Here is a 22,395-nt window from a genome sequence, read left to right as displayed (position 1 = left end):
ACCAGCTCAACTTGTGTTTTCAGGTTCTGTAAATACGTTTTAAGTGTTTGCTTCAGGTTAGTATCTAACATATTCAACTCCAAAATTACTGTGACGATAATGCTGCGGATACGAAATCCGGGCGTCAAAAAGCCGCAGCCTGCAAGTTCAGACTGTTTATATTTTTTGTTGGGTGTTCCGGGCAGGCAGTACCTGCCCGGCAACCAAACCGTATCGTTTGGCAGAGGGAAGCTGAACTACAGCTTCGTGTTGCGGGCTGTAGTCAGGTTCCCCTGCAGTGAACTGCAGAGCAAGTCACTGCTTAGATTTTACCTACCAGGTCCAGTGAAGGCGCTAATGTCGCTTCACCCGGAGTCCATTTAGCTGGACATACTTCGCCGTCGTGGTTAGCAACGTACTGAGCTGCCTGAACTTTACGGAACAGTTCAGCTGCGCTGCGGCCGATACCTAAGTCGTGAATTTCAGCAACTTTGATTTCGCCTTCCGGGTTGATAACGAAAGTACCACGCAGTGCCAGACCTTCTTCTTCGATCATTACACCGAAGTTACGGGTGATAGTACCTGTTGGGTCACCGATCATTGGGTAGTTGATTTTCTTGATAGTTTCAGACGCATCGTGCCACGCTTTGTGGGTGAAGTGCGTGTCAGTTGATACTGAGTAAACTTCTACGCCGATTTCCTGGAACTTAGCATAGTAATCAGCCAGGTCGCCCAACTCAGTTGGACATACGAAAGTGAAGTCAGCTGGGTAGAATACAACTACAGACCACTTGCCTGCTAAATCCTGGTCAGAAACCGGTACGAATTTACCCTGATGGAACGCAGTAGCTTTAAACGGCTTAATTTTGGTATTGATAATAGAAGACATAGTCTTACTCCTTTAGGTTAGTTCACACATCATGTTTCAACTGCGGCTATGTTACCGCGCTCATTTCAATTGTCAAAACGAATAAAACAAATCAGTTTAATCGTTTTAATTGATAATTAAGTTTATCTTACTGTTCAGCGGACAGTCGGCCGCACTGTGGCACACTTCACAGCGTTGTTTACGCTACGGAGTACTAAAATGCCAATAAAATCTATCCTGCCGCTGTGTCTGTTACCTTTGCTTGTTGCCTGTCAGCAGCCCATTGTCCCCGAGGGCGAATATGTGCAACTGACAGCATCTACCACACAAAAGCCATTGCGGTTAAAACTGGCAGATGGTCGCCTGGCCGGTTTTACCGGCTGTAACAATGCCATGGGTAATTACAGCTTAGATAAGGGCGAGTTGGTGGTTTCTCAACTGGCCAGCACTATGATGGCGTGTTCGCCTGAAATTATGCAGCGCGAGCAGCAGTTCAGTCAGCTACTGCAGCAGCGCCCCCGGGTCAGTGTCGACGGTAAAATACTGACATTAAGTAAAGATGACACCGTGTATCAGTTTAGCCTGCAACCGGATCTGAGTAATGCCAGCACCCGGTTGATTTATGTCGCGCCCGAACGCAAGACATGCACCGGTGTCGGTAAAATGCAGTGTCTGCAGGTGCGCGACAGCGCTAACGATAACTGGCAGTTGCATTATGGCGAAATTGAAGGCTTCAGCCCAGAGCCGGGCATTGAATACCGGGTGCGGATTAAAGAGTTGCCGGTGGCTAACCCGCCAGCCGATGCGCCGGCAAAACGCTGGATCCTTGATATGATCGTTGAGCAGAAATTGGTTAAGACAGAATAAAGCTGCGTTTATTCTGTCGTTAGGCGGCTAAATACCGTCACCGTCCATATGCAGGCCGCATTCGCGGCCAAAGCCATTAAAGCGGGTGTCTTCTTCGCTCATGCCCAGTTCCAGCTTGCGGGTGGAATGGGTATCACCAACAGAGACATAACCCTGCTCCCACAGCGGATGGTAGCTTAAGCCATGCTCCTTTAAGTAATAAAACACGTCTTTGTTGCTCCAGTCGATAATAGGCTGGATTTTCACTACACCGCGGCTTATTTCGACAATGGCTTTGTCGGCTCGGGTGCTGCTTTGGCTGCGGCGCAAGCCGGTAAACCAACTGCCTACATTCAGCTCTTTCAATGCGCGTTGCATTGGTTCCACTTTATTCAGCTGGTTATATTGCTTGATACCGTTAGCCGTTTGCCACAACTTACCAAAACGTGCTTCCTGCCAGGCCGGGCTTAGCGGTGAGCTGTACACTTTCAGATTCAGCTTCAGCTGTTCTGTCAGCGTATCGATAAACTGATAGGTTTCCGGGAATAAATAACCGGTATCCGTTAATACCACCGGGATATCCGGCTGTTGCTGTGTGACCAGATGCAGCATCACCGCCGCCTGAATACCAAAGCTGGAACTTAGCATTGGGTTTAACGGCAGATGCTGCAGCGCCCAGCGCACACGCTCACTTGCTGACAGCGGCGCCAGCAGCGCATTGGCTTCAGCCAGCCACGCCTGTTGCGTGGCATTGTCCTGCTGCAGAATCGTCTGATACTTACTGTCTGCAGCCGGGTTAAGGGTTTGCTTAGCTGTGGAAGTCATCTTTTGGTACCACTACCGGTGCAACAACACCGGCCCTTATCACGAAATCACCAAAGCCTTCGCTGCTGTCGCTACGCTCACTGGCCCAGCGGCCAATTAAACCATCCAGTGTGGTGAGGATCTCGCTTTCACCAACGTTATCCAGCAGCAGGCGCGGAATACGGGTACCTTCACGGTTGCCACCCAGGTACAGGTTATACTTGCCAGGCCCGCGGCCAACTAAACCCACTTCGGCCAGCATGGCGCGACCACAGCCGTTCGGGCAGCCGGTAACGCGCAGCACAATATGCTCATCGGCAATTGCATGCTTGCCAAGTAATCCCTCTACTTTAGTGACCAGCTCAGGCAGGTAACGTTCGGCTTCAGCCATCGCCAGCGGGCAGGTCGGGAACGATACACAGGCCATCGAGTTTTTACGCTGTTCGCTGTGGCTGTCGTCAATCAGGCCGTGGGCGCGGGCAATGGCGTCTATTTCCGCTTTTTGCTCAGCCGGTACACCGGCGATGATCAGATTCTGGTTCGCCGTCATGCGCAAATCGCCCTGATGTATGGCGGCGATTTTGGCCAGGCCGGTTTTCAGCGGCTTACCGGGAAAGTCGAGCACCCGGCCATTTTCAATAAACAGTGTTAAGTGCTGTTTGCCGTCGATGCCATCAACCCAGCCAATACGGTCGCCACGGCTGGTGAAGCTGTAAGGTTTTACCGGTTCAAAAGCCACGCCGGTGCGGGCTTCCACTTCAGCGCGAAAGGCATCAATACCGATACGATCAATGGTGTACTTGGTTTTGGCGTTTTTGCGGTTCGAACGGTTGCCGTAATCGCGCTGCACGGTCACTACATGCTCGGCCACTTTCAGCACGTGCTGCAGTGGGATGTAGCCTAAATCATCGGCCATACGCGGGTACGTGGCGGTGTCGCCCCAGGTCATTGCCAGGCCGGCACCTACCAATACGTTAAAACCGACTAACTGACCATTTTCGGCCACGGCCACAAAACTTAAATCGTTGGCGTGCACATCAATATCGTTGTGTGGCGGAATAACCACGGCCGTTTTAAATTTACGCGGTAGGTAGCTATCGCCTAATACCGGTTCGGTTTCGGTGGTTTCAATTTTTTCTTCATCCAGCCAGATTTCTGCATAAGCACGGGTTTTTGGCAGTAAATGCTCACTGATCTTTGCTGCCCACTGATACGCCTGCTGGTGCAGCTCAGACTCTACCGGGTTAGAGGTACACAACACGTTACGGTTAACGTCACCGGCGGTGGCGATAGAATCGATACCGATCTGGTTTAAAAACTGGTGCATCGGTTTAATGTTTGGCTTTAACACACCATGAAACTGAAAAGTCTGGCGCGTGGTTAAGCGGATACTGCCATACAAGGTACTGTCTGCAGCAAATTTATCAATTGCCAGCCACTGCTGTGGCGTAATAATGCCGCCCGGCATCCGCGCGCGCAGCATCACGTTGTGCAGCGGCTCCAGCTTTTGCGCGGTGCGCTCGGCGCGGATATCGCGGTCATCCTGCTGATACATGCCGTGAAAGCGGATCAGCATAAAGTTATCGCCGTTAAAGCCGCCGGTAATTTCATCTTTAAGGTCGCTGGCGATAGTGCCGCGCAGATGATCGCTGTCTGCTTTTAAGCGCTCGTTATCAGACAGTGCGCCCGGTGCCACTAAATCTGGGTTAATTGGATACTGACTCATTAATAGACATCCTTCTGATAACGTTTTGCGACGCGTAATTCATCTAAATAGTGTTGTGCTTCATCGGCAGTTTTGCCACCGTACTGTTGTACGATGTCAATCAGTGCCTGCTGTACATCTTTGGCCATACGGTTGGCATCACCACAGATATACAAATGCGCGCCGTCCTGTAGCCACTGCCATACCTCGGCACCGTGTTTACGCAGCTTATCCTGCACATATACCTTGGCCGCCTGATCGCGGCTAAAAGCCACATCCAGCTTGCTTAGCACGCCACGTTTTAAATAGTTTTGCAGTTCCAGCTGGTATAAAAAGTCCTGGGTGAAATGTGGGTTACCGAAGAACAACCAGTTTTTACCGCTGGCACCGCGGGCATCACGTTCCTGCAAAAAGGCACGAAATGGCGCTATGCCGGTACCCGGGCCAATCATAATCACTGGTGTGTCATCACTCTGTGGCAGGCGGAAGTTATTGTTGTGCTCAACAAAGACTTTAACCTTTTCACCTTCGGCTAAACGCTCGGCCAAAAAGCCAGACGCGCCGCCCAAATGTGGCTGGCCGTAGGCATCGTAACGTACTACCGCCACTGTTAAGTGCACTTCGTCTTCTACTTCAGCCTGTGATGACGCAATGGAATACAGTCGTGGTTGCTGTTTGCGCAGTGCATCCGCCAGTTGCTGGGCGCTTAGCAGGCCGGGGTGATCGCGAACAATATCAATAATCTGGCGCTCGTTTAAATAAGCCCGTAGCGCGGTTTTATCAGCAGCCAGGTCGGCTAAGGCAGTGTTGCCGGTAGCAGCGGCATATTTCTCGGCAAAGGCCGGGTAAGATTGTGTCAGCTCCAGCTGTTCAGTCAGCGCCTGCTCAATGGTAAGCGTTTCAGCACCCAGCGTGACAGGGGTGTCACGAGCGATGGCCGTCAGTAACAGCAACTCGCGTACCAGCGCTGCGTCGTTAGTAAAGTATACACCCAGTGCATCGCCCGGCTGATAGCTTAAGCCTGAACCCGCCAGTGAAATTTCAATATGCCGCACATCTTTGCCGGAATCACGGCCGGTAATTTTCTGGTTGGTGTACAGCTCTGCCGCAAACGGGCTTTGCTTATTGTACTGGCTGACACTGCCTGCCGTAGTATCACTACCTGGCCAGGCAATAACCTGGGCTGATGGTGCGGTAGCCGCTTTTAGCTCAGGCTCGAGTTTGGCAATAACCTCGCTGCTCCAGCTATCAGCCTGCACCTGATAATCAACATCTAAATCAGCGCGTGCTTGCACAGATACGGCGCCAAGCTCTGTAAGACGGCTGTCAAAATCCTGCGCGGTTTTACAGAAAAACTCGTAACTGGTATCACCCAGCCCCAGCACGGCATATTTTAAGCCTGTAAGTTTTGGTGCTTTTTTACTGAATAAAAAGTTATGCAGGCCAATAGCATTTTCCGGCGGCTCACCTTCACCGTAGGTAGAGGTTACAATCACCAGATACTGCTCATTCTTCAGCTGGCTGGTTTTGTACTCAGCCATATCAACCACTTTGGCTGTAATACCTTTACCCTGAGCCTGCTTAGCCAGTGCTTCTGCGATATGACGGGCATTGCCGGTTTGAGAGCCGAACAAAATCGTCAGGCTGGCTGCAGCCGCTGCCTGTGCAGGAACGGCGCTACCTTGCGCTGCCAGCTGGGCACTCGCTGCCAGATAGCCACTAACCCAGGCTTGCTGAATAGGGTTTAACTGACTGATCAGCCCCTGCAACTGGCTGACTTGCTGCTCAGACAAAGGGCTGGCCTGCGCAACTAAGGAAGATAAAAGCATAAAAGATCCTGCACACTAAGATTTCAGCTATTTTAGCCATCTATATGTATGCCGGTAAAAGAATGGATCTCTCTTCTTTATTCCAATAAGTAATTAAAAAGCCACTGCTACATTAGCGCCACGGCAGCCAGAAACATAATAAAAAAACTAAAAAGTGGTCAAAAGCACTAATGGCTAAAATTTATTTTTCGCCTTCATTCAAACTTTTATTTAAATAACAGCGACTTAAATTTTGGCATCAAGCTTGTAATGCTATGCCTGTCATTAACACAGGCCCATTGCCCAAAGGATAACATAATGAAAACTCTACTTATCGCTACCGGTTTTGCGTTAACCAGTATCAGCAGCGCCGTCATGGCGCACGAAGGCCAGAGCTGCAACGTCAATTTCGATAAAGATTTAGTGATCAACAGTCAGTTGGTCAGTATGAAAGATGCCGGCACAGAATTGTGGCGCATTGATAACGATGGGCAGCTGTGGCTGGACGGTAAAGCGGTCAGCACTGACAGCAATACCCGTGCTTTGCTGCGCGATTATCAGGCTGGTGTCCGTACCCAAACACTGGAAACGGTAGCGCTGGTGGAAGATGCGCTGGTGCTGGCGGCAGATGCGGTAAATTCTGTGCTGACCGAACTGACCGGCGATTCGTTGGACGATCATCCGGCACTGCAAAAAGCACTGGATAAAATTAAAACCGGCTCAGAAAACGTTATTGTACGCAGTGGTGACACGATTGAAGTGTACGGCAGCCGCTTTGACAACATGGACGATGCGTTTGGCGAAGAATTTGAACAGGCGATTGAAGAGGCTATCACCAGCTCTATGGGCAGTATTCTGATGCTGGTCGGCCAGGCTATCAGCAGTGGCGAAGGTAACTTCGAGCAGCGGATGGAAGCCTTTGGCGAGCGAATGGAGCGCTTTGGTGAAGATTTAGAAGCGCGTATGGATGTTAAAAGCCAGGCTCTGGAGCAACGTGGTGAAGCGATGTGCGCTAACCTGCAGCATCTGGATGTGCTGGAGTCACAAATCCAGCAAGCGGTTCCACAAATGCAGCAGTATGATTTAATTGAAATTAATGCTGACAACACTACAGCATTTTATCTGTACAACTAAGCTTAACCCTATTCGTGTACTATCCCAACCACGATTTTGGCGCGCTGCTCTCATCCTGACAGCGCGTCTTTTTTTGCGTTTTCTGATATCAGCTGATGCCAAGCTGGCTGGTTATCTGCAGCGGTTCAGGGTAGCCTGTGGCTTTTTAGCGATTCAGGACACGCTGTATGACCATTCAACGTATTTTACCTGCTGCCCGTTACTCTGAAGCTGTTATTGTTAACGGACTGATTTTTTGTGCTGGCATGGTGCCGGAAAATAGCAGCGATGACGCCACGCTGCAAACAGAAGATGTGCTGGGCCAGATTGATGCCTTGCTGGCGCAATGCGGCACTGACAAAACCCGGCTTATCGATGCGACTATTTATCTGGCTGATATGGCTGATTACGCCGCGATGAATCTTGCCTGGGATAACTGGGTCGCGCCCGGCTGTGCTCCGGCCCGGGCCACAGTAGAAGCAAAACTGGCAGACCCGGCCTGGAAAATAGAAATTAAAATTGTTGCTGCGCAATAACACGAATAGACGAATATTTAGTGAAATTTGCCATTCGTCAGCTGTTTTATCGCGATAAAAGTTGCCGCCTTGATGCTATGTTTTTGTATTTCAATGGTAAGTTAAAGTGGCACCATTGCTGCAACGACTGTCACTACACGCTAGTGTGACATAACTAAACAATAACGACTGCACAGGACGATGCGATGGCAAATCCGCTTAGTACACTACAACAAGGCTGGCTGTATGCTGGCTTTGAACTACAACGTTTATGGCTTACCCGCCGTGGCCTGATGACTCTGGCTGCAACAGCCGTAATCTGGTTTTTCCTGCTGCGCTATGCCATAGCGCCTGCCAGCGACCTTATCAGCGCCGACGGTTTTCAGCAGTTTTTCCGCGATGTGTTTGGCAGCGGCGGTCTGACGCAATTATTTGCCTGGCCGGCACCAGAGCTGGCGGTGTATTGGGTGCTGAGCCTGCTTATTCTGCCGACATTTTGCCTGTTCTTTACCGCCAATCAGCTATGTAGTGATTTAGAGCGCGGCACTTTGCGCTTTCTGGCTTTACGTTCCAGCCGCGCCGGTATAGTGCTGGGGCGTTTTTGCGGACAGATGCTGGTACAGGGCAGCTTAATTTTGCTAACCCTGGCGGCCACCTTATCGCTGGCTGCCTGGCGTGAAGGCGGCATCAGCCTGGCGATGCTCACTGCTGCTATCGTTATTGCGGTGAACCTGTTGCTGGTACTGTTACCCTTTACCGCGCTGATGAGCTGTTTTTCTGCCATGGTGCGCTCTGCCCGGCTGGCGGTCAGCCTGGCTATTGTCAGCCTGGGGTTGGTATTTGCACTGCTTAGCTGGTTTATTTTTTACTTCCCTGACTACTTGTTTGTCATGGGCTATCTGCCCGGTACCCAGGTGCTGCAGCTGATCCAACTGCAGGGCTGGGTCACCTTGCAACATGCTCTGTTACCGCTGGCGCAAACCGCCGTATTGCTAACGGCTGCAACCGTACTGCTGAAAAGGAGAATGTTATGAGCACTATTATTCAGTGTCAGGGTGTCAGCCAGGCGTTTGGCAGTAAAAAGGTATTGCAACAACTCGATTTTACGCTGCAGCAAGGTGAAGTGGCAGCACTGATTGGCCCGAACGGCGCCGGTAAAACCACCTTATTCAGTATTCTGTGTGGTTACTTAAAAGCAGACAGTGGCAGCGTGCTGCTGTTTGGTCACAAACCGGGCAGCGCCGCCTTGTTCGGTAAGGTCGCCGCGTTGCCACAGGATGCCCAGTTCGATCCGGCATTCAGTATAGGCGAGCAGCTGGATTTTTATGGCCGCTTGCAAGGGCTGAGTAGCAAGGCTGCCAGGGCAGAAACCGAGCGGGTGCTGGCACTGGTTGGGCTCAGTGAGCAGCGCCAGCATAAAGCCGGTGCACTGAGCCATGGTATGCGTAAAAGGGCCGCTATAGCCCAGGCATTTATTGGCGCACCGCAGCTGATTTTACTCGATGAACCTACCGCCGGGCTCGATCCGGTAAATGCGTTGCAAATCCGCCAGCTTATCAGCCGTTTAAGTGCTGAAGTCAGTTTTGTTATCAGCTCGCACAATATTTTCGAGCTGGAGCAACTGTGCAACAAAGTGCTGTATCTGGAGCAGGGGCGATTAAAGACAGAAACGAACAGTAATGCCGACAGTCAGCAACAATACCTGACACTGCAGCTGGAGCATGATGACACAGCGGCCGTGACACAGGCGTTGACTGAGTTGTCCGGCGTTGTCAGCATTGAGGCGCTACAGCAGAAAACACTGTTACTGTGCTATCAGGCCCAGCAAAACGCTGATTTCGATCTGACGGTATTGCAATGTCTGGCTGCCAATGGCTGGCGCTATCGCAACCTGACTAAAGGTAAAACCTTAGAGCAAAAACTGTTCAGCAGCGTTTAAAGGTCGCATTGTGCTTTAAGTGCCTGAATATCGTCAGCGGTCAGCCGGCTTTGTTGGGTATTCAGTGCTGCATGCATTACTGACGCCGGGTTGTCGGTATGGCCGACACCCAGCGCATGGCCAAATTCGTGCGCTATAGTCAGTTGTAAATCGGTCAGTGTTTTATAAGCGAAAATAGTCATCACACGCTGCTTGCCGCGTATTTCCATCAGGCCGACTTCGGTTTTGGCAACTTCAGTAGTTTGCTGCGGTAGCAGGGCATTGCGGTCCGCCACAGTGTCGTTAATGTATTGCTGTTCACGCTGTAATCTTTGTTGTTCAGTATTAAGGTTGTCGGCCTGCTGCTGCAATTGTTGCTGACGCTGGTTCAGCTGCTGCTGCTCGCGTTGCAAGGCGCTGCGATCGAGTGAGGCTTGCTGCACTTTGCGTTCAAATGCTGCGACATCAGCAGCAAATTGCTGGTTTTGTGCCTCGAACTGCCGCTGCTGTTGCTGCAACTGGGCGCTTTGCTGCTGTAAACCGGCTACGCGCTGGTTAATGTTAGTGTCGTACCTGGCCAGATTACGCTGCAGCAACGCCTGCTGCAGTACCTGTTGCTGACGCTCATCGTAGGCAAAATTTATCGCAAAACCATCGATACTGTCATAACGGAACAGTTCGAGACCAAAGGCCTGGTTCCATTGCATGGAAGCACTGTGGGCGGCTTGTTCCGCCTGCTCCAGCGTTAAATCAAATGCCGGGTCCAGCTGGCCTATACGCCAGCTTACCGGGGTTTTACACAGATACTGCTGCATCGCATTGTCGGCGTAGTCCTGCAACACCTTCGGCAGCTGCGGCTTTTTCTGCATCAACCCCGCCAGCAGCTGATAACTGGCGTACACCAATACGGTATAAAACAGCACACGCAATAACAGTTTCATTTGCACCTCAATCGACAAGCTGCTGCCTAACATAGCTTGTTACAAAGCCATTTACCGGTTCAGATTGACCACTTTGTATGCCTTAAGTTAATGTGCAGCATAACAATTGTTAAGGAGCAAATTAAGTGAATATTGCTACCCTGTGGATCATTGCCGGTATTGTATTGATCCTGACAGAGTTAATGGCGACCAGTATAGTGGCTGTATTTTTTGGTATTGCAGCGATAGCCGTGGGGTTATTGCTGAATTTTGGCCTGATTGACAGCTACAGCATGCAGTTCTTATTGTTTGGCGTTTTGTCATTGCTGCTGCTGTTTACCGTGCGCGGCCATTTTAAACGCTGGTTTGTCGGTTACACTGCCGACAGCAATGAGCAACCCTCCCGTTTTGCTGATGACATCGGCCGCCGAGTCACTGTGCATACCGATTTTAACCAGGGCGCAGGTCGCGTCGTACTAAACGGCGTGCAATGGGATGCAGAGTCGGCTGATAATCTGCATGCCGGCGATGTTGCCTGGGTAGTGGCCAACCATGGCATTAAGCTGGTGGTATCAGCGGTTAAGCCTGACTAATTTTATCCAACCTGCCATCTGTTTAAGGAGTAAATCTGATGGGTCCAATTGATATTAATACTATTTTAATGGCCGGCTTTGCGCTGGCGGTCATCATTACCATTGTTAAAACCGCCCGGGTGGTACCGCAGAAAAGTAATTATGTAATAGAGCGGCTGGGTAAATATTCGCGCACGCTGGATTCGGGCTTTCATATTCTGATCCCCTTTATCGACAAAGTAGCCTATGTGCATAGCTTAAAAGAAGAAGTCATCGATGTGCAGCGCCAGACCTGTGTTACCCGGGACAATATTCAGGTAGGCATAGACGGCATTTTGTACCTGCAGGTGATCGATCCCCATAAAGCCAGCTATGGCATTAACGACTACCGTTACGCTTCCGCGCAGTTGGCTCAAACAACGATGCGTTCTGTGATTGGCCAGACTGATCTGGATAAAACCTTTGAAGAACGCGCCAAAATTAATGAAGAAGTGGTAAAAGCATTAGATGAAGCCGCAGCCCCCTGGGGCGTGAAAGTACTGCGCTACGAGATTGCCGATATTGAGCTGCCCATCAGCATTAAAGATGCATTAGAGCAGCAAATGCGGGCCGAACGAGAACGCCGTGCCGCTATTGCCAAATCGGAAGGTGAGCGCCAGTCGATGATTAACGTGTCCGAAGGCCAGAAGCAGGAAGTGATTAACCTGTCTGAAGGTGACAAGATGCGTCAAATCAACGAAGCCGAAGGCCGCGCGCGCGAGATTGAACTTATTGCGATTGCCACGGCAGAAGGTATACGCAAAATTGCTGAGGCCATTAATCAACCCGGTGGCTCTGAGGCGGTCAGCCTGCGGGTAGCAGAGCAATACGTAAAAGAATTCGGTAACCTGGCAAAAACCAATAACACCATGATAGTGCCGGCAGAGCTGGCCAATATCGGCGGTGCAGTCGCCGGTTTAACGGAAATCTTAAAAGTGGCACAGCCAAAAGCCAAGTAAATGCAATTTACGATAAAAAAGCCGGCCTGATGCCGGTTTTTTCATTTTTCCTAATAAGCTGTTGTCATAGTTAAATTTTCGTGTGTTAGTCGATAAATCCAGATAGTCGTATATCCGGCATAGCTACTTGACCTTAGGTTAGCTTGAGGTATTAGTGTATGCGGCTTTATCGTAGTAAGCAGTTTTTGTAGCCGTTTACGCTACACTGGTTACGGCTAAATCAGCTATACAGGAGGTCAGGTGCAGTCTGTTATTCAGGTTAATAATTTAAGTAAAGCCTATCCGTCAGGGTTTCAGGCACTGCAGAATGTGCAGTTAGAGATCCGGCGCGGCGAAATCTTTGCGCTGTTGGGGCCAAACGGTGCCGGTAAAACCACGTTAATCAGCATCATCTGCGGTATTGTAAATCCGGGCACAGGCACTGTGTTGGTTGATGGTCTGGATACTGTTAAACAGTACCGGCAAGCAAGGCAGCGTATCGGGCTGGTACCACAGGAGTTGTCGGTCAGCATTTTTGAAACGGTCTGGGATACGGTTAGTTTCAGCCGGGGGTTATTTGGTAAACCGGCCGACCCCGCCTATTTACAGCAACTGCTAAAGGACTTGTCGCTGTGGGATAAAAAAGACAGCAAAATTATGGCGTTGTCTGGTGGCATGAAACGGCGGGTGTTAATTGCCAAGGCGTTGGCGCATCAGCCGCAGATCCTGTTTCTGGACGAACCCACTGCGGGTGTCGATGTTGAACTGCGCCGGGATATGTGGCAAATGATCCGCCGGCTGCGTGACAGTGGCGTGACTATTATTCTGACCACGCATTACATTGAAGAAGCAGAGGACATGGCTGATCGCATCGGCGTCATCCGGGCCGGTAAGCTGGTGCTGGTCGATGACAAAAGCAGCCTGATGCAAAAGCTGGGTAAAAAACAACTGCTCCTACAGTTGGTTGAACCGCTACCTGAAATTCCGCCTGCGTTGGCAGCGTACCAGTTGCAACTGTCTGCCGACAACAGGCAACTCATCTACACCTATGACGCACAGCAAGAGCAGGCCACCATTACTACCTTATTGCGTCAGCTCAATAGCTTAGGTGTAGAGTTAAGCGATTTGAATACGCAGGAAAGCTCACTGGAAGATATCTTTATTGGCCTGATCGGAGATGCTGCATGAACTTTTACGCTATCAAAGCTATTTACCTGTTCGAGCTGGCGCGTACCTGGCGTACTCTGATGCAGAGCATTGCCTCGCCGGTATTGTCTACATCGCTGTACTTTATCGTGTTTGGCTCAGCGATTGGTTCGAGAATGGTCGCTATTGACGGTATCAGCTATGGTGCCTTTATTGTACCCGGCCTTATCATGTTGACCGTACTGACGGAGAGCACCTCTAATGCTTCTTTTGGCATTTATATGCCAAAATTCTCTGGCACTATCTATGAGATTTTGTCGGCGCCGATTTCAGCCATCGAAATTATCCTTGGTTATGTCGGGGCAGCTGCCAGCAAAGCTATTTTGCTTGGATTAATTATTCTGCTGACAGCAAGATTTTTCGTCGACTTCAGTATTGAACATCCGCTATGGATGCTGGCATTTTTGGTGTTAACTGCCATTAGTTTTAGTTTATTCGGCTTTATTATCGGTGTGCTGGCAAACAGCTTTGAGCAACTGCAGATAGTACCGCTGATGGTGATTACACCGCTGACATTTTTAGGCGGCAGTTTTTACTCGATAAGCATGCTGCCGCCACTATGGCAGCAAATCACGCTGTTTAACCCGGTGGTGTATTTAATTAGCGGTTTTCGCTGGAGCTTTTATGGCGTGGCCGATGTTAATGTAGGCCTGAGCCTGGCAATGATTTTATTGTTTATGGCACTTTGTATCGGTGTGATCTGCTGGATTTTCCATACCGGCTACAAAGTTAAGGTTTAACTGGTGGTGTCTGCAAGGCGATGTTCAGTTGACGTCGCAGTGCGGCAATAACAGTTTGTTCACGCCAGTACTGGTTATGCGACAATGGGTTCCAGCTGGCGGCCAGCCAGCCGAAAAAGCCACCTGCGGCATTTACTTCGATATCCGTAACCAGGGCGGCATAGCTTTCGGATAAATCGGCCAGTGGCCAGCCCAGTACATCGTCTTTATCGTAATAGTTATGCCAGATAAAGTCGTGGCGGGGTTTGGTAAAGGGCACTATCTGCTCGATGGCATGGGCGGCAACAAAAATCGGAATATTACAGCCGGTTGTAATCAAGGCTGTTAGCCGATCGCCACGTAAAAAAGCAATGTCATCATCGGTTAATGGTGTATCGCCGCTGATACCCGCCTGATAACGTTTTATATCCCGCCAGATACCGGCGGCAGGTTTAACGCCGGCTTTGGCTTGTTGCGCATCCCACAAATAGCATGACAACACATGGCAACCCAATGAGTGTGCCAGTAATACCAGTTTGCCATCTGCGGTCAGTTGCTGTTTGGCCAGATACAAGGCGCGGGCTATTTTCAATTGGCTGTAATGGTACAGGCTGTGTGGCTGTTCTTTGCGATGTTCCAGGGCGGCAGCGTCGGCAAAACCGAATAACATAAAGCGGCGCAGCTTACTCCAGCGCAGCCTGAACCCCGTGGCTTGCCACACCCGTTGTTCGTTATATTGCAGTAAATCCTGATAATATACTGTGCCGCAATACAGCTGCGCAGGCTGCACCAAGCCCTGTTGCACCGTCTGGAATAACATTGCCGCGTAGTCGGGTTCAGTTTCGCCCATACCGTGTATCGTTACCAGTGCAGCCTGCTTCATACGTCGTTTTTCTCTGTGCTATAGCGCTGCTGCAGGTAGGCATATAAATGTTCGGTAAAAAAGCCGTGCATTAAAAAGCGCTGCCCCAGGTTCCACGGCCCAACTAAATAATGCGGGTATTTATTGTACGCCATCTCGGTCAGGCTGTTATCGCCAACTAAATGGCCAATACGAATCGCAATAGATTGGTCCAGGTTAAAGCCATTTATGGCATCGCGGTATTCTTCACGCGTTAGCAGCAAACAAAATAAGCACATAAACAACGCATGCGAGGTTTCAAAATCGAGGCATTGGCTGCGTTTTTCTTCCAGCTGAAATTGCGGCATATCAAGCGGTTGCCAGTGCTGCCAATTAAGCGCAGCGCTACTGAGTGGTTCGGCAGGTTTTTGATGACGGCCAAGCTCAGCGAACAGGCGAAACAGCTCCTGATCGTGCTGCACAAAGCTGGCGTGCTGCATATCGGCAATGCATTTGGGGTAGAGTTGTACCGGTGTTGCGCTGTCTGCCCCGCTGTTGGCCGCCAGAAAATTCAGGATATTCGATTCTGTGGCATAGTGACGCAAAATCAGCAGGTTAGCTTCTTTGCTGACAAAGTGCGTACAAAACCAGCAAATCAGCCGTTGCAGCGTGGTGTGGGCACTGAATTGTGGTAGCGGCAGGCGCTTAACCAGCCAGGTTAGGTGCAGCAACATGGCGAAAATAAACTGCAGCAGCGGGCGGATGCTCCAGCGCAGCGGGTTTTGTAAATCTTTTTGCCATAAATCCAGCGCGGCCTGCTCAATTGGCAGCGAGTTGTCATTGGCGATAGCTTTTAAATAGGCGCTGGGGCCGCGATTTGGCTTAATACTCATTATCGGTTTCCTCCAGCTGCAGGCAATACAGCCTCGCAGTGACGAGGGCGGTACGCACTATGGCGCTAAGTTGCTGCGGGCTTTGACATAAACGGTCGATCAGCTGATACAGCTTTTGCATGTGGCCGTCGTCGTTGGCGCCGTGGTAGCGCATAAAGCGGGTATAGCTGCCGTCGCCACCGGTGCAGCTGTCGATCTGGCCGGCCCAATTGCTGGCCATTTTCTGCCCCAGGCCTTCGATAATCCACATAGCGCCAATTAAATCGACCGGGTTAGGCTGGCTGGCGCGGTACATTAAAAAGCCGTGCAGTGCTTCGGTGCCGATATTACGTGCTGCGGTCTGAATATCGCTTAAGCTGCCACCTGCAGCCAGATAATCCTGCTCCAGCATTTCGTAGTCGCGGTGCTCTTCACGGGCGTGGCCGATAATAACTGAGCGCACATCGCTGTAATCGCGGTCAAAACTTGAGGCACAGCGACTGATCCAGCGTGAGCCTTCAATAACCTGCTGGCGCCAGTTTAGCAGCAGCTGACAATAATCGGCTTTGCTGAACTGGCCGCGTTCAAGCCGCTGCAGCAAAGGTACCCGGCCAAGCTGGCGTTCAAATTCAAACCAAACCCGCATCAGGGCCTGTAAACATTGTTGCCCTTGCGGGCTTAACAGCTGCTCGGTCATGCTTCCACCACTGTCAGTTGCATATAAGCATTATTAAAACGGCCGCTTTCGGGCACCATGCATAAGATAGTATCGCCAACACTGTATGGCTGAGTGCGGCGAAACTCGTCCAGCATAATAAAAATGGAGGCGCATCCGGTATTACCGCGACTATACAGGTTGCTGTACCACTTGTGTTCGGCTATGCCGACACCGGCGCGCTGCATCATGTCGAAAATTTTGCCACGAAAATAATGTGAGGAATAATGGCATAACACATGGTCGATTTTATCCGCTTGCACCCGGCCTTCGGCGATCAGGCGCAAATAACCATCAACCCCCAGCTTGACAATATTTTCCAGTAGCCGCACATCCTGCCGTATCAACAGGGCGCCATCGGCTTCGGCGGCGGCGTAGGTTGGGTAATCCTGCCAGCTACGATTGACGCTGTTGTCTGTCGGGTAGCCAACGCTCATGCACACCGGGTAAGCATCGGCATGGGAAAAACTGCGGATCCAGTCAATGCGAAAGCACTTATTACGTGGCTTGGTTTCCAGCAGCAGGGCGCCGGCGCCATCCGATAGCATCCAGCGTAGAAACTCGGCGTTAAAATCCGGCGCTGTGCCCGCCGCCTCGTAGCGGCTGGCTTTAAACAGGCGCGATGTTAGCTCGCTTGCCACCACCAACGCATTTTGTTGCTCACCGGCTTTGAGGTTAGTAAAAGCTGCTTTCAAAGCCATCATACTGCTGGAGCAAATACCGTGGCTGCTATGCAGCTCTATATCGTTAAGCCCCAGCTCGGCCTGTAGCATAGAACCAAAACCTGGCAGCACAATATCGCCCTGGCTGGTGGCAGCGCTGAGCATTTTGATCTGGCGTTTACCCAGAAAGCTCTGGCTCAGGCAATGCTCAGCGGCTTTAGCTGCCATAGCGGCATTGGAAATGGTCGTGTTGTGGTTGGCATCTATGGCGTAGTGGCGGAATTTAATACCGTTTGACTGCAAAATACGCCGTTTCAGCCGGCTGGGTTTGCCATGTACATAGCCCAGCAACGGCTCCATTTCGTCATTACTGATGGCTGGCCCGGGTAGAAAGTGGCCGCTGGCGGTAATATAAACACTCATACTTTTACCTGCCGCTGCTTCAGTGCTGCCAGCAGGCAGCGCAGGTTTTCTTCCATGTAAGGCAGTACACATACCAGAGCCATAAAGCCAAGGTAATACGGCAGGTAAGTGTCACCGCCGTGGGCGTATGGCATGCGGGCAAAGTAAAACTCGCCCTGCCAGTTAAAGCTGATTAGTTTAATAAAGACCGGATAATTAATCACAATGATCAGCAGCAGCATATAAAGTGGCAAGGTGGCCAGATAATTGTGGGCATGCATTTCCCAGATACTGATATGCCGTTTCGGCGCAGCATAGTGTACGTCGTAATGCGCTACTGCCTCATGCGCCAGCCAGGCGGCAATACAGATCAGCATAATCAGTACATTTACCTGAAACAGCAGACACAGCAAAATAGGTATCGCCATCTGAATACCCATTAGCGAGTGCACCAGCGACTCTTTCAAACCTGAAGTATGTTCAATGCGGGTGGCGCGGTGGCAGCACCAGTCAATAAAACCGGCGATACCCCAAAGAGGCAGAAACACATAAAGCATTAACTGGATCAGTAACTGACTGGTTTGCAACACCTTACTCCTGTTGGTGCTAATACTGCGCCGTACTATAGCCTAAGGTTAATGGTTTGTAGACAGCTTTGTGCAATAAGGCTTTGATAGCACTCAACGTAAAAATTTTTGTACGTACCAGCAGCTGGCAGTTATCTGGTATTGCTGGGCTTTGGCCCATGCCAGGCCGTGACGTACCAGTTTTTCTGCCAGACCCTTACCGCGGAATTCAACCGGCACAAAGGTGTGGTGAAAATTGATAACCTTGCCCGTTATTGCATAGTCCAGTACAGCTTCTGCACCATCCAGGTGCAATACAAAGCGCTGCTGCTGTGGTTGATGTTGCACTTCTGCCGTTGTCACTCGTCATCTCCCAGCCAAGGCATTTCAGGCAGTTGTGCCAGGTGGGCAGCATAACGTTCTAAATTAAAACTTTGCTGATGTTCAATCACATCGATCATTTCCGGTGCCAGGGCGCAGGCGATAAGCTCAATAGCTTCATCCCGGCTGTGGCCAGTCATGCGCAGGCGCATCAGGGTTTCGGTTACTTGCTTCGGGTAATTGTCGGCCAGCTGGTTCTCGACAACTTCAAATAACATGGCCTGATCAAGCAGTTCTTCGCTCATAAATACCTCAGTGTTGTAGCGGCATGCGGCCAGTATGAAAGAATTCGCCTGCATTGCCAATGTACAGCAGAAAAAACCGCCTGGCCGATAGTATTTAACCGGGCCTTTGGCTAAGCTGGGCGCAACAAAAATTACAATACAGAACAATAACTATGCAGCAACAAACTGGCTGGCGTAGCCGTTTTCAGGCATTAGGGCCGGGTATTCTGATGGCAACTGCCGCGATTGGCGGCTCGCATTTAGTGGCATCAACTCAGGCCGGTGCTTTATTTGGCTGGCAACTGGCATGGCTGATTCTGCTGGTCAATGTGCTGAAGTATCCGTTTTTCCGCTTTGGCGTAGAGTATACGCTGACCCGTAAAGAAAGCCTGTTGCATGGCTATCAGCGTAAAGGCCGCGGCTATTTTTATAGTTTTATTGTGCTGAATGTTATTGCCGCTGTGGTCAATACCGCCGGTGTCTTACTGCTGACCGCCAGCTTGTTGCAATATGCGTTGCCGGGCAACATTTCAGTGACACTGTTGTGCTGGCTTATCCTGGCACTATGTTTGTTTATTTTGCTGTTGGGCCATTATAAGGCGCTCGATAGTGTATCGAAGCTCATCATGACGTTACTGACGGTTACTACGGTAATAGCGGCAGTGATTGCCTGGCATAACGGCGCTCAGGCACCGGCTGGTTATGTTGGCCCATCGCCGTGGACATTAGCCAGTTTAGGTTTTCTGGTCGCGCTGATGGGCTGGATGCCGGCACCGATTGAAATTTCTGCTATCAGCTCACTGTGGTTACAGGCGAAGCAGCGCCACACGCATATTACCCGTGCGCAGGGCCTGTTTGATTTTAACCTGGGCTATTGGTTAACCGCTGCGCTGGCACTGGTGTTTCTGTCATTGGGCGCGCTGGTACAGTACGGCAGCGATCAACCCATTGCATTGGCAGGTAGTGCTTTTGCGCAGCAACTCATGCAAATGTATGCCAGTACCATCGGTAGCTGGGCTCAGCCGCTGGTGGCTTTTATTGCCTTTTTATGTATGTTTGGCACCACTATTACGGTGTTAGATGGCTATGCCCGCACCTTACATGCGTCTTTTGCGCAATTGGGTTGGATAAAGCACCAATCAGCACTGAATTACTGGTTGCTGGCACAGGCTGCTGCCGGTATGGCATTAATCCTGTTTTTTAAAGCGGCTTTGGCGCCAATGCTGACGTTTGCCATGACACTGGCGTTTTTAACCACACCGGTATTCGCCTGGCTGAACTACAGCTTGATGCGCGGCGACGGCGCTATAGTGCTCAGTAAACCGCTGAAGCTACTGAGCTGGCTGGGTTTAGCCTATTTGATAGGCTTTGCACTATTGTTTCTGGCCTGGTTTACCGGTGTGGTTTGAGATTGAAGCCGGGCTGTAAACCTTTAAGGTTGCAGCCCGGTTTATTACGACTAAAGGTGAGTTTTTACAACGCCAGGGTTTTTTCACCGCGGGCGATACCTGAAGCGCCGCTGCGTACCACTTCCATAATGGGGGTGGTGCCCAACGCCTGAATAAACGCGTCCAGTTTGTCGCTGGTTCCGACCAGTTGAATGGTGTAGGTGGCGGGGGTGACGTCGATAATCTGGCCGCGGAAAATATCGGCGCAGCGTTTTACTTCTTCACGCTGATTACCACTGGCTTTTACTTTCACCAGCATCAACTCACGTTCGATATGCGCCGCTTCGCTGATATCCGATACCTTCACCACTTCTATCAGCTTGTGCAGCTGTTTACTGATTTGCTCGATAACCTGATCATTGCCATGGGTGACCAGTGTCAGGCGCGACAATGTCGGGTCATCAGTGGGGGCAACATTCAGCGAGTCGATGTTGTAACCGCGCTGAGCAAACAAACCCACCAAACGGGCCAGAGCGCCGGACTCGTTTTCCAACAGAACAGAAATAATATGCCGCATGTTAGGTCCTCTCTGTTTTGCTTAAAAACATGTCATTCATCGCACCACCGGGCACCTGCATAGGGTAAACGTGCTCTTTCGGGTCGATATGAATATCTAAAAACACCAGCTGATCTTTCAGTGCAAAAGCCCGTTCTAACGCTCCTTGCAGCTCTTCCGGTTTGGTTACCCGAATGCCGACATGGCCATAGGCTTCGGCCAGTTTGACAAAGTCCGGTAATGAGTCCATGTAAGAGCTGGCATAACGGCTTTCATAATTCATGTCCTGCCACTGCTTTACCATGCCCAGGTAACCATTATTCAGGTTAATAATTTTCACGCCGAGGCCGTATTGCTTGCAGGTCGACAGTTCCTGAATATTCATCTGGATAGAGCCTTCACCCGTTACGCAGACGACATCGGCGTCCGGGTAATTCAATTTAACGCCCATAGCGGCAGGCAGGCCAAAGCCCATGGTGCCAAGGCCGCCAGAGTTAATCCAGCGGTTGGGTTTATTGAACTTGTAGTACTGGGCGGCAAACATCTGATGCTGGCCAACGTCACTGCACACATAGGCTTCGCCTTTGGTAATTTTACTCACCTGCTCAATAACATACTGTGGTTTTAACAGCGGGGTTTCAATATCGTAGCGGCCACCATGTACGCTGCGCCAGTGTTCAATCTGTTGCCACCACTGCGTTAAGGCTGCTGCATCCAGTTTTTTCTTTTTCTGCTTCAGCAAAGCCAGCATGTCGGCCAGCACCGGCTGCACCAAACCGACAATAGGAATATGGGCGTTCACTGTTTTACTGATACTGGCCGGGTCGATGTCGATATGAATGATGGTGGCATCCGGGCAGAACTTCTTAGTGTTATTGGTCACCCTGTCATCAAAGCGGGCACCGACCGCCAGAATGAGATCGGCATGGTGCATGGTCTGGTTAGCTTCGTAGCTACCGTGCATACCCAGCATACCAATAAATTGTTTATCCTCAGCCGGGTAAGCACCTAACCCCATCAGGGTGTTGGTGACAGGCAGGTTCAGCAGCTGTGCCAGCTCGGTCAGCTCTGTAGACGCCTTGCCTAAAATGGCGCCGCCACCGGCGTACAACACGGGCTTTCTCGCTGCCAGTAATGCAGTAACGGCTTTTTTGATCTGGCCGGCATGGCCCTGTTGTTTCGGTTGATACGAGCGCAGACTAACGTCGCTGGGGTAATGATACGGAAACTTCTGATCCGGCATCGTCATATCTTTTGGAATATCCAGCACCACCGGGCCAGGACGGCCACTTTGGGCGATATGAAACGCCTTTTTAATTAACAGCGGGATGTCTTCAGGCCGGCGTACCGACATATTGTGTTTGCAGATAGGCCGTGAAATACCCAGCATATCGGTTTCCTGAAAGGCATCGCCGCCAATCAGATGGCTCATGACCTGGCCGGTTAACACCACCATTGGAATCGAGTCCATATAGGCGGTCGCAATGCCGGTGACGGCATTGGTGGCACCGGGACCGGACGTCACCAGGACGACACCGGCTTTGCCACTGGCGCGGGCGTAAGCATCGGCCATGTGCGTGGCAGCTTGTTCATGCCGTACCAGCACGTGTTTGACTTTATTTTGCTGAAACAGCGCGTCATAGATATGTAATACAGCGCCGCCCGGGTAGCCGTACAGGTATTCAACACCTTCATCGGCAAGGGCGCGAATTACCATAGCGGCACCGGACAACATCTCGGTTGTTCTGGCTAAGTCGGCTGACTTGGTCTGGCTGGTCATCTTGATTTCTCATAGTTTGCTGTGGCAACGACAACTCACCGCGGCTTTGCAGGCAAAG

24 protein-coding genes are annotated in these 22,395 nt (G+C 50.8%); 10 read left to right on the top strand and 14 right to left on the bottom strand.

Going from position 1 to position 22,395, the window contains the following annotated elements:
* Positions 1-301: 301 nt before the first annotated feature.
* Positions 302-868 (bottom strand): alkyl hydroperoxide reductase subunit C, encoded by a 567-nt coding sequence (gene ahpC, locus VIN66_RS11055; RefSeq protein ID WP_331924050.1) that lies wholly within the window; start codon positions 866-868, stop codon positions 302-304.
* Positions 869-1,066: 198 nt separating this feature from the next.
* On the opposite strand from ahpC, the gene VIN66_RS11050 reads away from it, so the two are divergent.
* Positions 1,067-1,714 carry an META and DUF4377 domain-containing protein gene (locus VIN66_RS11050; RefSeq protein ID WP_331924049.1) on the top strand — a complete coding sequence of 216 codons (648 nt, stop codon included), beginning with the start codon at positions 1,067-1,069 and terminating at the stop codon, positions 1,712-1,714.
* Positions 1,715-1,741: 27 nt separating this feature from the next.
* On the opposite strand, the gene VIN66_RS11045 is transcribed toward VIN66_RS11050, so the two are convergent.
* From VIN66_RS11045 to VIN66_RS11035, 3 genes are read right to left on the bottom strand one after another with little or no spacing between them, the layout of a single operon-like run.
* On the bottom strand, positions 1,742-2,518 hold the full coding sequence (locus tag VIN66_RS11045; protein ID WP_331924048.1) for a phosphoadenylyl-sulfate reductase: 777 nt from the start codon (positions 2,516-2,518) through the stop codon (positions 1,742-1,744).
* A complete protein-coding gene (gene cysI / locus VIN66_RS11040; RefSeq protein WP_331924047.1) occupies positions 2,502-4,223 on the bottom strand; it encodes an assimilatory sulfite reductase (NADPH) hemoprotein subunit in 1,722 nt (573 codons plus the stop codon). Before cysI ends, VIN66_RS11045 begins: the two co-directional genes overlap by 17 nt.
* The gene (locus tag VIN66_RS11035) at positions 4,223-6,031 is read right to left on the bottom strand and encodes an assimilatory sulfite reductase (NADPH) flavoprotein subunit (protein ID WP_331924046.1); all 1,809 of its coding nucleotides are present in this window, start codon (positions 6,029-6,031) and stop codon (positions 4,223-4,225) included. Before VIN66_RS11035 ends, cysI begins: the two co-directional genes overlap by 1 nt.
* Positions 6,032-6,328: 297 nt before the next feature.
* On the opposite strand from VIN66_RS11035, the gene VIN66_RS11030 reads away from it, so the two are divergent.
* The 4 genes from VIN66_RS11030 (at position 6,329) to VIN66_RS11015 (ending at position 9,577) form a co-directional block, all read left to right on the top strand.
* On the top strand, positions 6,329-7,144 hold the full coding sequence (locus VIN66_RS11030; protein ID WP_331924045.1) for a YggN family protein: 816 nt from the start codon (positions 6,329-6,331) through the stop codon (positions 7,142-7,144).
* Between the two features lie 167 nt (positions 7,145-7,311).
* On the top strand, positions 7,312-7,659 hold the full coding sequence (locus VIN66_RS11025) for a RidA family protein (RefSeq protein WP_331924044.1): 348 nt from the start codon (positions 7,312-7,314) through the stop codon (positions 7,657-7,659).
* 185 nt (positions 7,660-7,844) lie between these two features.
* On the top strand, positions 7,845-8,672 hold the full coding sequence (locus VIN66_RS11020; RefSeq protein WP_331924043.1) for an ABC transporter permease subunit: 828 nt from the start codon (positions 7,845-7,847) through the stop codon (positions 8,670-8,672).
* On the top strand, positions 8,669-9,577 hold the full coding sequence (locus tag VIN66_RS11015) for an ABC transporter ATP-binding protein (RefSeq protein WP_331924042.1): 909 nt from the start codon (positions 8,669-8,671) through the stop codon (positions 9,575-9,577). The genes VIN66_RS11020 and VIN66_RS11015 overlap by 4 nt, the downstream gene beginning before the upstream one ends.
* Here VIN66_RS11015 and VIN66_RS11010 read toward each other — a convergent pair.
* Entirely contained in the window at positions 9,574-10,497 is a 924-nt protein-coding gene (locus VIN66_RS11010; RefSeq protein WP_331924041.1) for a matrixin family metalloprotease, read from the bottom strand. The two genes, VIN66_RS11015 and VIN66_RS11010, sit on opposite strands and share 4 nt — an antisense overlap.
* Positions 10,498-10,622: 125 nt before the next feature.
* Between VIN66_RS11010 and VIN66_RS11005 the strand changes: the two genes are divergently transcribed.
* The 4 genes from VIN66_RS11005 to VIN66_RS10990 all read left to right on the top strand — a co-directional run bounded on the left by VIN66_RS11005 (position 10,623) and on the right by VIN66_RS10990 (position 13,971).
* Positions 10,623-11,069: an NfeD family protein gene (locus VIN66_RS11005; protein ID WP_134053135.1), complete on the top strand. Its 447-nt coding sequence runs from the start codon at positions 10,623-10,625 to the stop codon at positions 11,067-11,069.
* A 38-nt stretch (positions 11,070-11,107) separates the two neighbouring features.
* Positions 11,108-12,046 (top strand): SPFH domain-containing protein, encoded by a 939-nt coding sequence (locus VIN66_RS11000; protein WP_230818199.1) that lies wholly within the window; start codon positions 11,108-11,110, stop codon positions 12,044-12,046.
* 240 nt (positions 12,047-12,286) lie between these two features.
* The gene (locus VIN66_RS10995) at positions 12,287-13,213 is read left to right on the top strand and encodes an ABC transporter ATP-binding protein (RefSeq protein ID WP_331924039.1); all 927 of its coding nucleotides are present in this window, start codon (positions 12,287-12,289) and stop codon (positions 13,211-13,213) included.
* Positions 13,210-13,971: an ABC transporter permease gene (locus VIN66_RS10990; protein ID WP_226766228.1), complete on the top strand. Its 762-nt coding sequence runs from the start codon at positions 13,210-13,212 to the stop codon at positions 13,969-13,971. The genes VIN66_RS10995 and VIN66_RS10990 overlap by 4 nt, the downstream gene beginning before the upstream one ends.
* On the opposite strand, the gene VIN66_RS10985 is transcribed toward VIN66_RS10990, so the two are convergent.
* From VIN66_RS10985 to VIN66_RS10955, 7 genes are all read right to left on the bottom strand, one after another.
* Positions 13,961-14,833 (bottom strand): hypothetical protein, encoded by an 873-nt coding sequence (locus tag VIN66_RS10985; protein WP_331924038.1) that lies wholly within the window; start codon positions 14,831-14,833, stop codon positions 13,961-13,963. The two genes, VIN66_RS10990 and VIN66_RS10985, sit on opposite strands and share 11 nt — an antisense overlap.
* Positions 14,830-15,684 (bottom strand): DUF6999 family protein, encoded by an 855-nt coding sequence (locus VIN66_RS10980; protein ID WP_331924037.1) that lies wholly within the window; start codon positions 15,682-15,684, stop codon positions 14,830-14,832. Before VIN66_RS10980 ends, VIN66_RS10985 begins: the two co-directional genes overlap by 4 nt.
* Positions 15,674-16,360 carry an iron-containing redox enzyme family protein gene (locus tag VIN66_RS10975; protein ID WP_331924036.1) on the bottom strand — a complete coding sequence of 229 codons (687 nt, stop codon included), beginning with the start codon at positions 16,358-16,360 and terminating at the stop codon, positions 15,674-15,676. The genes VIN66_RS10980 and VIN66_RS10975 overlap by 11 nt, the downstream gene beginning before the upstream one ends.
* Positions 16,357-17,463, bottom strand: a complete 1,107-nt coding sequence (locus VIN66_RS10970) for a beta-ketoacyl-ACP synthase III (RefSeq protein WP_331924035.1) — start codon at positions 17,461-17,463, stop codon at positions 16,357-16,359. The genes VIN66_RS10975 and VIN66_RS10970 overlap by 4 nt, the downstream gene beginning before the upstream one ends.
* Complete coding sequence (locus VIN66_RS10965) at positions 17,460-18,032, bottom strand: diguanylate cyclase (protein ID WP_331924034.1); 573 nt, start codon at positions 18,030-18,032, stop codon at positions 17,460-17,462. Before VIN66_RS10965 ends, VIN66_RS10970 begins: the two co-directional genes overlap by 4 nt.
* A gap of 90 nt (positions 18,033-18,122) precedes the next feature.
* Positions 18,123-18,371, bottom strand: coding sequence for a GNAT family N-acetyltransferase (locus VIN66_RS10960; RefSeq protein ID WP_331924033.1), 249 nt, complete (start codon positions 18,369-18,371; stop codon positions 18,123-18,125).
* Positions 18,368-18,634: a hypothetical protein gene (locus tag VIN66_RS10955; RefSeq protein WP_331924032.1), complete on the bottom strand. Its 267-nt coding sequence runs from the start codon at positions 18,632-18,634 to the stop codon at positions 18,368-18,370. Before VIN66_RS10955 ends, VIN66_RS10960 begins: the two co-directional genes overlap by 4 nt.
* 152 nt (positions 18,635-18,786) lie before the next feature.
* Here VIN66_RS10955 and VIN66_RS10950 point away from each other — a divergent pair, with 152 nt between their 5' ends.
* The gene (locus VIN66_RS10950; protein ID WP_331924031.1) at positions 18,787-20,022 is read left to right on the top strand and encodes a divalent metal cation transporter; all 1,236 of its coding nucleotides are present in this window, start codon (positions 18,787-18,789) and stop codon (positions 20,020-20,022) included.
* Between the two features lie 64 nt (positions 20,023-20,086).
* On the opposite strand, the gene ilvN is transcribed toward VIN66_RS10950, so the two are convergent.
* Together ilvN and VIN66_RS10940 are read right to left on the bottom strand one after the other, a co-directional pair.
* Positions 20,087-20,578, bottom strand: a complete 492-nt coding sequence (ilvN, locus tag VIN66_RS10945; RefSeq protein ID WP_331924030.1) for an acetolactate synthase small subunit — start codon at positions 20,576-20,578, stop codon at positions 20,087-20,089.
* 1 nt (position 20,579) lies between these two features.
* Positions 20,580-22,337 (bottom strand): acetolactate synthase 3 large subunit, encoded by a 1,758-nt coding sequence (locus VIN66_RS10940; RefSeq protein ID WP_331924029.1) that lies wholly within the window; start codon positions 22,335-22,337, stop codon positions 20,580-20,582.
* Positions 22,338-22,395 lie beyond the last annotated feature (58 nt).

This window comes from Rheinheimera sp. (assembly GCF_036568245.1).
Classification (GTDB): domain Bacteria; phylum Pseudomonadota; class Gammaproteobacteria; order Enterobacterales; family Alteromonadaceae; genus Alishewanella.
Note: the sequence above shows the minus strand (reverse complement) of the source record. Positions and strands in the feature narration are given on the sequence as shown.

Excerpts from the sequence above, each read along its gene's own strand:
- VIN66_RS10955 (WP_331924032.1), bottom strand. The coding sequence starts at position 18,634 with ATGAGCGAAGAACTGCTTGATCAGGCCATGTTATTTGAAGTTGTCGAG.
- VIN66_RS10940 (WP_331924029.1), bottom strand. The coding sequence starts at position 22,337 with ATGACCAGCCAGACCAAGTCAGCCGACTTAGCCAGAACAACCGAGATG.
- cysI (WP_331924047.1), bottom strand. The coding sequence starts at position 4,223 with ATGAGTCAGTATCCAATTAACCCAGATTTAGTGGCACCGGGCGCACTG.
- VIN66_RS11020 (WP_331924043.1), top strand. The coding sequence starts at position 7,845 with ATGGCAAATCCGCTTAGTACACTACAACAAGGCTGGCTGTATGCTGGC.
- VIN66_RS11010 (WP_331924041.1), bottom strand. The coding sequence starts at position 10,497 with ATGAAACTGTTATTGCGTGTGCTGTTTTATACCGTATTGGTGTACGCC.
- VIN66_RS10950 (WP_331924031.1), top strand. The coding sequence starts at position 18,787 with ATGCAGCAACAAACTGGCTGGCGTAGCCGTTTTCAGGCATTAGGGCCG.
- VIN66_RS10990 (WP_226766228.1), top strand. The coding sequence starts at position 13,210 with ATGAACTTTTACGCTATCAAAGCTATTTACCTGTTCGAGCTGGCGCGT.
- VIN66_RS11050 (WP_331924049.1), top strand. The coding sequence starts at position 1,067 with ATGCCAATAAAATCTATCCTGCCGCTGTGTCTGTTACCTTTGCTTGTT.
- VIN66_RS10980 (WP_331924037.1), bottom strand. The coding sequence starts at position 15,684 with ATGAGTATTAAGCCAAATCGCGGCCCCAGCGCCTATTTAAAAGCTATC.
- VIN66_RS11000 (WP_230818199.1), top strand. The coding sequence starts at position 11,108 with ATGGGTCCAATTGATATTAATACTATTTTAATGGCCGGCTTTGCGCTG.
- VIN66_RS11045 (WP_331924048.1), bottom strand. The coding sequence starts at position 2,518 with ATGACTTCCACAGCTAAGCAAACCCTTAACCCGGCTGCAGACAGTAAG.
- VIN66_RS11035 (WP_331924046.1), bottom strand. The coding sequence starts at position 6,031 with ATGCTTTTATCTTCCTTAGTTGCGCAGGCCAGCCCTTTGTCTGAGCAG.
- VIN66_RS10975 (WP_331924036.1), bottom strand. The coding sequence starts at position 16,360 with ATGACCGAGCAGCTGTTAAGCCCGCAAGGGCAACAATGTTTACAGGCC.
- ahpC (WP_331924050.1), bottom strand. The coding sequence starts at position 868 with ATGTCTTCTATTATCAATACCAAAATTAAGCCGTTTAAAGCTACTGCG.
- VIN66_RS10985 (WP_331924038.1), bottom strand. The coding sequence starts at position 14,833 with ATGAAGCAGGCTGCACTGGTAACGATACACGGTATGGGCGAAACTGAA.
- VIN66_RS11015 (WP_331924042.1), top strand. The coding sequence starts at position 8,669 with ATGAGCACTATTATTCAGTGTCAGGGTGTCAGCCAGGCGTTTGGCAGT.
- VIN66_RS11030 (WP_331924045.1), top strand. The coding sequence starts at position 6,329 with ATGAAAACTCTACTTATCGCTACCGGTTTTGCGTTAACCAGTATCAGC.
- ilvN (WP_331924030.1), bottom strand. The coding sequence starts at position 20,578 with ATGCGGCATATTATTTCTGTTCTGTTGGAAAACGAGTCCGGCGCTCTG.
- VIN66_RS10970 (WP_331924035.1), bottom strand. The coding sequence starts at position 17,463 with ATGAGTGTTTATATTACCGCCAGCGGCCACTTTCTACCCGGGCCAGCC.
- VIN66_RS11025 (WP_331924044.1), top strand. The coding sequence starts at position 7,312 with ATGACCATTCAACGTATTTTACCTGCTGCCCGTTACTCTGAAGCTGTT.